The following is a 12,360-nucleotide window of genomic DNA, read 5'->3' as shown; positions in this document are numbered from 1 at the left end:
GGTAATACTTTTTTATGTTACTTATCTAAGTTTTAAGACATCTCCTTCCTCCGGGATGTAATCTTTGTCTTTTTTATTCATTTTATACAGACTCTTGATCTGGATTCCGTACATCTGTGCGATACTGTGCATAGACTCTCCGACTTGTACCACGTGGTCGTAATTCGGCTTGTCCGCTTTCTTCTTTTTCTTTTCCAGATATACGATATCGCCTTCCTGCAACGGGAAGTCCTCGGGCACCTCGTTGAATTTCATCAACTGCTTGGCCTTGAATCCCATGCTTCGGGCGATCTGGTCGAAACTGTCGTTATCCTTAGCGTATACATAGATCAAACCGTGGGTACGATAGACTTGATAATTGAACACCGGAAGATTTTGCTTCTTGGTAGAGGTCTTCTTTGTTCCCTTACCGGAGTCAAAGCGGTATAACTCATAATCTTCGATAACCTTGATTAATTTATTTGCGTAAGCACGATCGGTGGCGTAACCGCATTTTTGTAGTCCTTTGGCCCAGCCTTTGTAATCCTTGATGTTTAATTTGAACAGGCGTTCGTAGCGGGAGCGTTCGGCGAGGAAGCGGGAATGGTCATCATAAGAATCCTCTACTCGTTTGTATTTCCGGAAGCACTCTCCCCGCAGGTCGTCGTCGTGATAGACCCTGCCGCCTCGCCAGTCCGAATGGCATTTGATACCGAAGTGATTGTTGGAGCGTCTGGCCAAGTCGCTTTGCCCAGCTCCGGATTCCAGTAATCCTTGCGCTAAGGTGATACTTGCCGGAATGCGATATTTCTTTTGGTGTTGAATCGCCAAATCACTGTATTTACTGATGTATTTTTGATAGGAAGTCAGCTTCCGCTGGCTTTCTGCCCCTGCGCTTAAACAGGCGAGGGACAATAATAATATACCTAAAAAATGAAGGGATAAACGCATAACTGTTCTTTTCGATCCGATTTTACCGGACAAATATATAAAAGAAAATACATATCTACTGGGAATTGATGGGTTAAAAATAGGAGATACGGGCTAGATAATCGTAATGCTCCCCATCTTCTATTTTTTCCGCTTTAAAGCCGGCTTGCCTTGCGTATAGATTCAGCGTGTTGAAATCTATATATAACCAATCAAATGAATCCCCTTTGATACTTTTATATTGCATGCGGAAATCGATCTCTCCGAAATAATCATCCTCGGGGGCGATATCCAGATTCCCGTCTTCATCTTCAAATAAATAACTTAAGTCGCTAGAGTCAAGTAAAAGCTGTCCGTCCCGGGCTAGAACCTCTTTTAAGCGGTGAAAGAAAGCCGGGAGATTTTCCAGTTTACCGATAATCCCGGAACCGTTCATTAAGAGAAGAATGGTATCGAATGGTCCGGTTAAGCTCCTGTCAAAAAAATTCTGTAAGCGGGCGTCTTTTACGCCCCGTTTGTTCATGGCCTCTATGGAAAGAGGGGATATGTCGATAGCGGTAACCTCTTTACCCATTTCCTGTAAAGCCAAGGTGTGGCATCCACTTCCGGCACCAACATCCAATATTTTACCTGTACTGAGTTGAAGGGCTTTCTGTTCCAAGGAGGGCATTTCTTGGAAAGTCCGGAATAATTGATTCACGGGAATCTCATCTTCATCGAACATGGAGGAGAATACACGGAGTTTGCTCGCTTTTCCATGTGCGAGATAATCGATGATAGCGGCGCCCATCGGGTCTTTATCGGATGTAAGAAGCATTGAATGCATATGTCTTTGTTCTATATTAAGGTATATTCTATGATGTGAGTGCGAAATTAATATATTCTTTTTATATTTATAGCCTATAAGAATTATAGTTATGTTTCTTTCAAAACATTAAAACAATCAAGAAAATGAAAGAATTGAAATTAGAGACCCGGGTAGAGGTCTATGCGGTAGGAGAATTGGACAATATATATAGGCAATTGTACGAGGCCGCTTTTGAAGCCTCGAAAAAAGCTTATGCTCCTTATTCCAAGTTTCATGTGGGAGCGGCGGTTCTATTGGAGAATGGGGAGATACTTTCCGGAAATAATCAGGAAAACGCAGCCTATCCGTCTGGGCTTTGCGCGGAGCGGACCACCTTATTTTATGCGGGAGCACGTTATCCGGATGCGGCAGTTCAGATTTTGGCGATTGCGGCTATGAAGGATGGGGAACGTGTGGATCTTATCACGCCTTGTGGTGCCTGCCGGCAAGTGATGTCGGAAACCGAGCAACGTTATAACAAACCTATGAAAGTCCTTCTTTGTGGAAAAGAGGAAGCGTATCTCGTTCCGAGTGCGACGGCCTTGTTGCCGTTTTGTTTCAGTAAGTCTGATTTGATCTGATAGAATAAAAAGAGGCAAGAACGATTCTCGCCCTTGCCTCTATATGTAATAATTAAGTTCGATTAGATCCCTAAAGAAGCCTTGATCTGATTGATCTTTTCTTCTGCCGCTTTCTCTGCCTCCGGCAATTCATCGATACTCTTTACCTTGGAGTGAACCTCGCAATAGAATTTGATCTTCGGTTCTGTTCCGGAAGGACGGATAGATACTTTTGTATTATCTTCCGTGAAGTATTGAAGCACATTAGAGGTAGTAGGCATATCTAATGTAACGGTTTCGTTCTCCGCATAGTCCTTACCTTTCAATGTAGAATAATCGTAGAAATAAGTTACCTTAGAGCCTGCGATCTCTGTCAACGGGTTCTCACGGAACTTTTTCATCATAGCCTCGATCTCCTCCGCTCCACTCTTGCCTTTCTTCACGACAGAGATACCTTTCTCCTTAGAGAAGCCGTATTCCACGTAAATCTTCTGAAGCAATTGATACAAACTCAAACCTTGATCTTTTGCCCAAGCTGCGATCTCGGCTAAGATAACGCAAGCGGAGACAGCGTCTTTATCGCGGACGAAATCCTCGCAAAGGAATCCGTAGCTTTCCTCGCCACCACCAATATAGTTTTTCTTGCCTTCGTTCTCACGCATAACGTTAGCGATCCATTTGAAGCCTGTATAAACATCGTACATTTCTACGCCATTACGCTCGGCGATTGTCTTGATCGTCTCTGTCGTAACGATTGTCTTTACGATATATTCTTTACCATTGATCTTACCTAACTCTTTCCAGCGAGTGATTAAATAGTAAACGAACATCAAAGCGGTTTGGTTACCATTCAAAAGTACCCATTCGCCTTCGTTATTCTTAACGGCGGCACCTACACGGTCTGCGTCCGGATCGGAAGCCATTACCAATTCAGCGTCAGTCTCTTTTGCTTTCTCTACAGCCATAGCTAAAGCAGCCGGCTCTTCCGGGTTCGGAGAGATAACCGTCGGGAAATCACCGCTAACAACATCTTGTTCCGGTACATGGATAATGTTCGTGAATCCATAAGCTTTCAAAGCGGCAGGAACCAATTTAACACCAGTTCCGTGGATCGGAGTGTATACGATCTTCATATCCTTATGGCGGGAAATAGCCTCCGGAGACAAAGAAATCGTTGTTAATTCCTTGATATATTCATCATCGATCGCTTGTCCGATGATCTCGATCAATTCTTTATTTCCTTTGAATTTAATCTCGCTAGCGTTACGGATCTTGTTAACCTCGGCGATCGTATTCTTATCGTGCGGGGCGATCATTTGTGCGCCATCATCCCAATAAGCCTTGTATCCGTTGTATTCTTTCGGATTGTGAGAAGCCGTCAAGATGATACCGCTCTGGCATCCCAGTTTACGGATAGCGAATGACATTTCCGGAGTCGGACGCAGGTCTTCGAATAAATAAACCTTGATACCGTTAGCGGAGAAGATATCGGCTGATATTTCCGCGAACTTACGGCTGTTGTTACGGCAATCGTGGCCGATGACAACCTTTATCTGTTCTAAATCCGCGAATTCCTTTTTCAGATAGTTGGATAAACCTTGGGTAGCCGCGCCAACTGTATATATATTCATACGATTTGAACCTACCCCCATGATTCCGCGCAATCCACCTGTTCCGAATTCTAGGTCTTTATAAAAACACTCGATTAACTCAGTAGGATCTTCGTTGTCAAGTAACGCTTGAACTTGAGCACGAGTTTCCGCATCATAACTTTTCGTAAGCCATCCTTGTGCCTTACTTCTTACCATTTCTAATAAGTCGTTGTTTTCCATGTTTATAATATTATTGTGTTTATTGTTGAGCAATCTACTCAATACGATAAATATACAAGAAACAAATATACGAATTTCTTAAAGTAAAGCAATCAAAGGACTTATATTTTGCCTAAAAAATACGATAAATCGTCCTACCAAGTAAACGGATGTGTATAAATCGACTCATTTCCGCAAGCATCCGTTACGATTAATTTAAGTTCGTGCTTACCTCTTTGCAGTCTTTCTTTATCGAAGCGATAGGTAATAACCGATTTATTATTCATCTCGAATAAGACAAACTGCCCGTCTATTTCTCCCCGGTAGGTTTGTACCCCGCTTAAGTTATCGGACAAACGGAATATGAAGTTCTGTTTGCTGACCCACGTCTGTTGGTTGATCGGCGTGATAACCGGAGCCTTTGTATCTTGTTGTATCTTATAACGGCCCAATTCCTTGATATTTGCGTCGATCCAGCCATTACGGTATGTACCGCCCATCCAAGAGGCACGTCCGTTTTGTAAGCGAACCACACCATATTGTTGTTTATTCTCAAGCGTATCGCTTTGCAAGAATAGTGATAACTGGGCCGTTCCATGCAAAGGGATTGGCTTATCGTGCAATATGTGGGTGGCTGATAATGAGGTACTATCTTCTTTCACCGAATAGCGGAAGTAGAGGTCATTATATAGATTACCTTTAGGCATGACGAGACGGATGCCTTTAGCGCCGAACCTATTCTCGCTACCCCAATGGAATAATTCTGTATGAGTCGTATCGATCTGGGGGATCTCTTGTTTCTTTCCCTCGATCCAGATGGATAAACGGGTGGCATTGCCGAAAGCGTCAGCAAGTGTATACGTCAAATGATAGGTACGAGGTTCATCTATACGCAAGATTCCCCGGTTTACGCTTTCAAGGAAGCGTAGACGGTTTCCCGGCTCGATGAAACTACGCATATAGAAAGAGCGATGATCTTTCCATTCTTCGTAATCTGTGAATGTGTTCAGATAACGGGTCTCGTCAAATGCGAACTTATCAAGATTACTATGGAAAATCACTTGGCTGTCTGCCGTGAGCGTGATTTCTCGTACGCCATAAATGTTAGTCGTATTATCCATATAATCATAGGCTTTTACAGCGAGCCCTATTTCTCCCCATGCCTCGATTTTTCCAGTGATTGTCTGTTTCCCGTTTTTCGCCGTGACGGGTTTTATCTCAAGCTTCTTGCTTTTGCCGTTTACTACGCCTTTTCCTTCGATGGGGACGATCTGTATTCCTTGGATTTTAGGAGGACGGGTATCGGTTATCCGATCCGAGAAATAATCCAAGGGGTCCATGACTTCCTCGGTATCGGTGTCTCGTACCTCAAAATGGAGATGAGGCCCACCAGAACTTCCGGTATTGCCACTTAACGCTACGACTTCATTTTTCTCGACAGGAAGCAAATCCGGCGTAAGGAAGAGATTTACATTGAAACTTTCTTGTGCGTATTGTTGCTCTTTTACATAATTCGCTATTTTCTTCGAGAATTTTTGTAGATGGCCGTATACGGTGGTCGTTCCATCCGGGTGTGTGATGTAAAGCCCGTTACCGTAGCCCCATGGACTTACGGATATACGTGATACGTATCCTTCTTGTACCGTATGTACGGGTTTACCTTCTACCCCTTGTGTCTTGAAGTCTATTCCGGAATGGAAATGATTACTTCTTAACTCACCGAAATTTCCGCTCAGTAAGATCGGGAAATCGAAAGGATTCCTAAGTTGCTGGGCGTTTGTGTTGATTATGTGGGAGCCGATGATCGCGAATAGACCGGCTAGATATATGGATCTAATATTCATAGGTATTACGTATTTTGTGATACAAAGATAGTGTTTTTTGTGTCTATGGAAAACACGTACGTGTTTTTACGGGCATATTTGGAAATCGATGACTAATGGCAGGTGGTCACTAAAACCGCCCTCATATTTAAAGCCGTAATAGGTTCGAAAAGGACGTACCCCCCGCCATGTTTTATCTTTAGTCAATAAAAAATCAGGAGCGAATATGTGGATGCTTTCCGGAATGATATGCATGGAAGACTCTTGCGTGATGAGATCCCGGTTTACGATTATTTGATCGAGTTGGCTCCATTCGCCTTGGTATTTATGACTACCCGGGAATTGAGTTATATGGGGGCTTGCGAACAAATTATAATAGGTACAAGATGTGGAATCTGTGATCTGCGTATTTTCAGGAAAGGCTTGGGCAGCGAATATCTCGGAAATACTTCTGTCTTGAGGGGTATCATTGAAGTCTCCCATAATGAGTATCTGCGGCTTTTCTCGTATCAGTAACAGGGAATCGCTAGATCCCCGTAAAGTGCGGGCCGCGTCAAAACGATCCTTTTCACTTTCTTTTTCTCCTCCGTAGCGGGAGGGGAAATGACACACGAAAACATCTAAGGTATCGCCTGTTATGATCTTTCCATATACGTGTAGGATATCTCGGGTTAATTTGTGTTTGTTCCCGGAAAAACGAATTGGAATGGATTCATGTCGTAAATAAAAGAATTGATCTCGTTGATAAAGAAGAGCGACATTAATACCTCTGGGATCGGGGCTTTGAGTGATAATATATCGGTAATCCTGCCAGCGGAGCGGTGTGCGACGGGTAAGATGAGACAGGACGGAGTCGTTCTCGACTTCGCAAAGAGCTATTAAGGCCGGTGTGCTCCATTCCCCGGCAGCGCTTATTACTTTCGCTATTTGTTGTAGCTTATGATAGTAGCGGCTTTGTGTCCAGTACCGGTTGCCGGAAGGTAGAAATTCATCGTCATTCTTGGTTGGATTATCCCTTGTGTCGAAAAAGTTCTCCACATTATAGGTCATGACCTTGAACGTAGCTTGGGCAAATAACGGAGGGGAGGCAAAGAATAAAAGAAAAAACATAAAAATCTTCATAGTTAAAGCTTTGATTAATTGTTAATATGTAATGTATTCTTATTGGTTTGAATCTTCGGTCTCTTCCTGAACAAACTCGTAGGCTCCTATGGTCGGGCCGTTCGAACTGGTTAGCCGGTTGACACCGTAACGATCGATCGGATAATTCTTCGTTATCTCGGGATCTGCTTTTCCGACTCCGGTAGTCGATACGGAATCTGGCCGGAAATCATAGGTGTATTTATTTTGCTTGCCTCCTACTTTCCGATAGGAAGGAGTCTTTTTGATAAACAAGACCTCCTTGAAGTGATCGCTGGAGGATTCTTTGGCTTTAAGCGCACAGTGATTGAACCGATAATCGAAATCTGTACTGCCATCTGCTTTTAATTCGACATCGTAACTTCCATCGATAGTGCAATTGTCAAAATAAGCTTGCGTGATAGGATACGGGCCATTTCCGTCTACTGTTACGTTATTGAGCAAGTATAGGCATTTACTATCCAAAGGAACAGTCTCGCTGGCCATTTCCCTTTTGGTTAAACTCATGTAATTAGCCATCGTACAGTGAGCGAAGTAATATTTACCACCGACTAAAGTGAGTACACTTCCTCCGGCATTGCTGAATTCCGTATTTGTAGCGATAACATCACAATTGATGGCGAAGAATAGATCGCTCCCCATATTCGTGATCTGTGAGTTGTTTATCTTGATCTTTGGGCGGTCCGGGGTGGAAAGCTCGCAATATACACCGGAGGTACCATTACGTACGATTACATTATCCCAGACATTCCCGTAGCTATCCGCCTTAAAGGTAATGCCTCCCCATTGCCCGGGAGTCCGGTCATACGGTAATATATCATTTAGTATATAATCCAAACGATCGCCTCGGAAAGTGATAGGCTCATCCAAGGTGCCTAAAGCGTTCATGGAGCCGTGAACGATCAGGCTCGCTTTATCATGCATATAGAAAGTAGCCCCCTTCTCGATATTCAATGAAACCCCTTTAGCGATAACCAAACTATCGTAGATCAAGTAAGGACGATTGGCCGTGAGGATAGAATCTTTTGTAATCGTAACACCGCCTTTGTAAAGATTAACATCCTGCCCATAGGCTTCCAATAATACGGATTGACGGATGCCATTCACGGTGAAAAGTACGGAATCCTGTATCAACAGAGGTTGATTGCCACCATTCGGATCGACCGTTACTTCCACGAATACATACATGCTGTCGTTGGCGAGTATCCCTACATTATTAAATGAGCTACCTTTGCGTCCATCCACATTCATGCGGAAGCCGGTAGCCTCTCCACTGGCCAGCATGATGGACTCAATGCTCAGAGGTTCACTATTTTTATTGTAGATCATAAATTGACGGGTGGTAGAACCGATCGTACTGAAGATCGTATCAAAAGCGAGCGTGTCTGTCGAGAAGCTTAGCCGGTAAGTCGGGTTGGTGGAATAATGATCATCCAAACCGTCGCATGCCGGAAGCATGTTCAACAGAAGCGTTGCGAGTATAAATAGCGTTATCGTTAATCTTTTCATTTTCGTAAATGTTAACTGTAAATATCTTGTGTTCTTGTTTTAATAGATAAACAAAATTATCATAAAAAAGTTGCAAGACATTAACATAAAAAAAGAGGATAGACACGGTTATCGTGTCTTTCCTCTTCTTATAACGCAAAAAACGTTGGTTTATTTTGCGGGGATGCTCTTTAATAATTCAAGAAGGTGGCTCCACCATAAACCGACCGTAGCGATCTCGATACGCTCGTTGGGTGAATGTACGTCACGCAAAGTAGGCCCGAAAGAGATCATATCCAGTTTCGGATATTTTTCCAAGAACAAACCGCACTCTAATCCGGCGTGGATGGCCATGATCTTGGCGTCTTTGTTGAATAGGCGTTTGTAAGTCTCCTGTGCGATCTTCAAGATCTTAGAGTCGGGGTTCGGGGCCCATCCCGGATAGCCATCGCCATGTTTTACATCTGCTCCAGCCAATAGGAACGTGGAGGCTACCGTATTGGCGATAGCGATCTTGCATGATTCGATAGAGCTACGCTGGCTGGTACCGATCAAGATCGTATTGCCTTCTTTCATCTTTATGGAAGCAAGGTTGGTAGAAGTCTCTACCAAGCCTTCTATATCGTGGCTCATACCGATTACGCCGTGCGGACAAGCGTGCAAGGCGTAGATTAATTTCTCGGCGGTGGCATTGTCGATATGATACTCCGGACGATCCGTGGACTCCATCGCTAACTGAACGCTCGGGTCTACATGTTTCAACTCATTTTCAACGTCGGCGGCGAAATGGTTCAGCAAGATACGTACATCCTCCTTATTTTCCGGATGCAAGCCGATCACGGCGTGTGCCTCGCGAGCGATTGCGTTACGTAAGTTTCCTCCATCGATAGAGCAAAGAACGAAATCATATTTCTTTTTCAATAAGAATAAGAAACGAACCAATATCTTGTTGGCATTGCCTAATCCTTTGTGGATCTCGCCACCGGAGTGACCGCCATTCAACCCTTTCACATCGATACGGAAATACTGCATCTTATCGGACGTAGGAACTGGCTCATAATGGAAAGTCGCTTGTGTGTCTTTACCTCCGGCGCAACCCATAAAGATCTCTCCCTCGTCCTCGCTATCGAGATTTAACAAGATATCTCCGGTCATGAAACCTTCTTTCAAGGCTTTCGCTCCGGTCAAACCTGTTTCTTCGTCTACTGTGAACAAACATTCGATCGGACCGTGTTGGATATCATCGGAGGCAAGCAAAGCCAACTCGGCCGCTACACCGATACCATTATCGGCTCCCAAAGTAGTGCCGTTGGCACGCAGCCATTCGCCGTCGACGATCGTCTCGATCGGATCATTGTCGAAATCGTGTTTCGTACCGTTATTTTTCTCGCAAACCATATCCATGTGAGACTGCAATACGACTACCGGACGATCCTCCATTCCCGGAGTGGCAGGCTTTGACATTAAAAGGTTGCCGGCTTCATCTTTCTTGATAGCTATTTTGTACTCTTTCGCGAATGATTCTAGGAATTCAATCATTTTGCCTTCCTTTTTTGAGGGGCGAGGCACTTGGGTTACTTGATGGAAGAACTTCCATACGATAGTAGGCTTTAAATCAGTAATCTTCATAATGTTACAATGTATTATAGATGTTACTCTAAAGTTAATAAAACCGCAACTGAAAGAGCTTAGTTCGAAAAAAAGTAGAATAAAATGCCAAAAAGACACTTAGTAATCACTTAAACTCTTATATTTGCGTCCACAAATATAGAGAAAATGCTTACAACGTTATTATTTACGGTCATAATTCTTGTTATCAGTGTCGTGTTGCTATCGATAAAAGTGCTGTTGAAAAAGGGAGGAAGGTTCCCGAATACGCATATCGAAGGAAACAGGGCGTTGGGTAAGAAAGGTATATTTTGTGCGAAGACCATGGATCGTATGGCGGTGAAGCAAAAGGGACTCTATGACATCATGAACGAAATAAAAGAATAAAAAAATAAGATTTAAATTGCACTTTATGAAGAACATTAACTACGTTATTAACGGTGTGCTAGCGGTGGCTGTCGTAATCTTGTATATTATGCAATTTTCCGGCAAGAAAGAATCAAGCGTAACAAGAACATTCGCGTCAGCGGGAGACACAACGGCCTTACTTCCGATCGCTTATGTAAATGTGGATTCCCTGTTACTTAATTACAATTATTCCAAGGATCTGAACGAGATCATCTTGAAGAAACAAGAGAATTCCCGTGCTAACATCACCCAGAAAGCCCGTAGTTTACAAGGCGAGATGCAAGATTTCCAGCGTAAGGTAGAAAATAACGCTTTCCTTACCCGTGAGAGGGCGGAGCAAGAGCAACAACGTTTATTGAATAAGCAACAAGAGTTGCAGAACTTAGATAACCAATTGGCTCAAGAGTTGATGCAAGAGCAGCAGAAGTTGAACGAGCAATTACGCGATACGGTTGTTTCTCAATTGAAGGCTTTCAATCTGGGTAGAGGCTATCAAGTGGTATTCAGCAATACGGTAGGAGATAATATCCTTTTGGCTGGCGATTCCTATGATATCACAGGCGAATTGCTGGAATACTTGAATAAGAATTATTCCTCTCCGGCCAAGTAAGCTATTAATAGAATTTATAAAAGAAAGGGTGTATCAAAGGAACGTTTGATACACCCTTTTTTAACGGTACTTACCGGGGATTTTTTATAGAAGATATACTGTATCTGCAAAGTAATATATACTGCGTTGGCCTGGTCAGTATATATTCATCGGTCGGGTCAGTAGCACTGTGACTATGCCTAAATTTACTTCACAGATTTTACTGTTATTTTCTAAGGTACTTCACATCTTAGAGAAGCTTCTCCTGAAAAACTTCACAGGGTTGAAAGTTGTTTCCTGAACCGGTTCACAGCGGCAAAAATACCGTTTTTCTTTTTCCATGCAAAACAACCATGAAAAAACCACTGCGGAGGAAGCCTCGCGGCTGGAGGCGCAAAGCCTCCATTGAGCGATCACATACAAGTCAGAGCTTCTCGGAACCTGACAGGTGGGAGCATGTCCCTGTTGCTCCTATGCGGTCTCCTATTGTTGTAGAAGTCTATGATCCTCGCCAACAAATCCCTTGCGACCACCACGTCCGGGGGGCGTTTCATCCTGTAGAGCCATTCCTGCTTGATGATGCCGTTGACCCGCTCGGCGATCGCGTTGTCGGTAGGCTTGTAGTCCTCCGTCATGCTGATCGTGGCTTTAATGGCCTGTAGACGATCAATATATTGATTACAACAATATTGAACGCCGCGGTCGGAGTGGTGGATCAGTCCATCGAACCCTAGGGGTGACACGTGCGAGATACCCATGTCCAGAGCCGTCACGGTATTGGAGGCGACTAGGCTGTCGGAAAGGACCCAGCCTATGATCTCATGCGTGAACGCGTCCGTCAGGAGATGCAGGTAGGCCACGCCCTCATCGGTGTCGATATAGGTGATGTCGGCCACCCACAATTGGTTGATCCTGTTGACGGTCAATCCCTTGATCATGTTCTTGTACTTCCTGTAAGGATGGTTGGAGCTTGTCGTGTGACGGCGCTTCCCGGGCTTCAGCATCAGGTGTGACTCGTGCATCAGCCCGTAGAACCAGTCCCGGCCACGCATCTCGTCCGGATAGAGTTCCTTGAGCATCAGGTACAGCTTGTACGCCCCGATGCCCGGAGCCTCATGCCGGATATCCCTCACGGTGTCAAGTATCTCTTTCTCTGACAATTCCCTGCGCATGCGTT

Annotated in this window: 11 protein-coding genes; 3 read left to right on the top strand and 8 right to left on the bottom strand. The window is 44.0% G+C overall.

What is annotated here, in order from left to right; translation table 11 throughout:
• Positions 1–21: 21 nt before the first annotated feature.
• Positions 22–930 carry a glucosaminidase domain-containing protein gene (locus NBH16_RS01195; RefSeq protein WP_005864355.1) on the bottom strand — a complete coding sequence of 303 codons (909 nt, stop codon included), beginning with the start codon at positions 928–930 and terminating at the stop codon, positions 22–24.
• A gap of 73 nt (positions 931–1,003) precedes the next feature.
• Complete coding sequence (locus tag NBH16_RS01190; RefSeq protein WP_005864356.1) at positions 1,004–1,735, bottom strand: class I SAM-dependent methyltransferase; 732 nt, start codon at positions 1,733–1,735, stop codon at positions 1,004–1,006.
• Between the two features lie 125 nt (positions 1,736–1,860).
• Between NBH16_RS01190 and cdd the strand changes: the two genes are divergently transcribed.
• Positions 1,861–2,337: a cytidine deaminase gene (gene cdd, locus NBH16_RS01185; protein ID WP_057327242.1), complete on the top strand. Its 477-nt coding sequence runs from the start codon at positions 1,861–1,863 to the stop codon at positions 2,335–2,337.
• A 62-nt stretch (positions 2,338–2,399) separates the two neighbouring features.
• Here the strand turns inward: cdd and NBH16_RS01180 are convergent, their stop codons facing one another.
• The 5 genes from NBH16_RS01180 to NBH16_RS01160 form a co-directional block, all read right to left on the bottom strand.
• Positions 2,400–4,148, bottom strand: a complete 1,749-nt coding sequence (locus NBH16_RS01180) for a phospho-sugar mutase (protein ID WP_008780043.1) — start codon at positions 4,146–4,148, stop codon at positions 2,400–2,402.
• 134 nt (positions 4,149–4,282) lie between these two features.
• Entirely contained in the window at positions 4,283–5,971 is a 1,689-nt protein-coding gene (locus NBH16_RS01175) for a M23 family metallopeptidase (RefSeq protein WP_057327243.1), read from the bottom strand.
• 66 nt (positions 5,972–6,037) lie between these two features.
• Entirely contained in the window at positions 6,038–7,072 is a 1,035-nt protein-coding gene (locus NBH16_RS01170; protein ID WP_044545015.1) for an endonuclease/exonuclease/phosphatase family protein, read from the bottom strand.
• A gap of 39 nt (positions 7,073–7,111) precedes the next feature.
• The gene (locus NBH16_RS01165) at positions 7,112–8,599 is read right to left on the bottom strand and encodes a hypothetical protein (protein WP_011966688.1); all 1,488 of its coding nucleotides are present in this window, start codon (positions 8,597–8,599) and stop codon (positions 7,112–7,114) included.
• 150 nt (positions 8,600–8,749) lie between these two features.
• Positions 8,750–10,207 carry an aminoacyl-histidine dipeptidase gene (locus NBH16_RS01160; protein ID WP_005854410.1) on the bottom strand — a complete coding sequence of 486 codons (1,458 nt, stop codon included), beginning with the start codon at positions 10,205–10,207 and terminating at the stop codon, positions 8,750–8,752.
• 147 nt (positions 10,208–10,354) lie between these two features.
• On the opposite strand from NBH16_RS01160, the gene NBH16_RS01155 reads away from it, so the two are divergent.
• Both NBH16_RS01155 and NBH16_RS01150 read left to right on the top strand, forming a co-directional pair.
• On the top strand, positions 10,355–10,573 hold the full coding sequence (locus NBH16_RS01155; protein WP_005854411.1) for a hypothetical protein: 219 nt from the start codon (positions 10,355–10,357) through the stop codon (positions 10,571–10,573).
• Between the two features lie 25 nt (positions 10,574–10,598).
• Positions 10,599–11,204: an OmpH/Skp family outer membrane protein gene (locus tag NBH16_RS01150; RefSeq protein WP_005854413.1), complete on the top strand. Its 606-nt coding sequence runs from the start codon at positions 10,599–10,601 to the stop codon at positions 11,202–11,204.
• A gap of 392 nt (positions 11,205–11,596) precedes the next feature.
• On the opposite strand, the gene NBH16_RS01145 is transcribed toward NBH16_RS01150, so the two are convergent.
• A partial coding sequence (locus NBH16_RS01145) for an IS3 family transposase (RefSeq protein ID WP_250787981.1) occupies positions 11,597–12,360 on the bottom strand: 764 nt, incomplete at its 5' end.

The organism is Parabacteroides sp. Y3-G-102 (assembly GCF_023656845.1).
Lineage (GTDB): Bacteria > Bacteroidota > Bacteroidia > Bacteroidales > Tannerellaceae > Parabacteroides > Parabacteroides distasonis.
Note: the sequence above shows the minus strand (reverse complement) of the source record. Positions and strands in the feature narration are given on the sequence as shown.

Coding starts and splice junctions, on each gene's coding strand:
- NBH16_RS01195 (WP_005864355.1), bottom strand. CDS start 930: ATGCGTTTATCCCTTCATTTTTTAGGTATATTATTATTGTCCCTCGCC.
- NBH16_RS01190 (WP_005864356.1), bottom strand. CDS start 1,735: ATGCATTCAATGCTTCTTACATCCGATAAAGACCCGATGGGCGCCGCT.
- cdd (WP_057327242.1), top strand. CDS start 1,861: ATGAAAGAATTGAAATTAGAGACCCGGGTAGAGGTCTATGCGGTAGGA.
- NBH16_RS01180 (WP_008780043.1), bottom strand. CDS start 4,148: ATGGAAAACAACGACTTATTAGAAATGGTAAGAAGTAAGGCACAAGGA.
- NBH16_RS01175 (WP_057327243.1), bottom strand. CDS start 5,971: ATGAATATTAGATCCATATATCTAGCCGGTCTATTCGCGATCATCGGC.
- NBH16_RS01170 (WP_044545015.1), bottom strand. CDS start 7,072: ATGAAGATTTTTATGTTTTTTCTTTTATTCTTTGCCTCCCCTCCGTTA.
- NBH16_RS01165 (WP_011966688.1), bottom strand. CDS start 8,599: ATGAAAAGATTAACGATAACGCTATTTATACTCGCAACGCTTCTGTTG.
- NBH16_RS01160 (WP_005854410.1), bottom strand. CDS start 10,207: ATGAAGATTACTGATTTAAAGCCTACTATCGTATGGAAGTTCTTCCAT.
- NBH16_RS01155 (WP_005854411.1), top strand. CDS start 10,355: ATGCTTACAACGTTATTATTTACGGTCATAATTCTTGTTATCAGTGTC.
- NBH16_RS01150 (WP_005854413.1), top strand. CDS start 10,599: ATGAAGAACATTAACTACGTTATTAACGGTGTGCTAGCGGTGGCTGTC.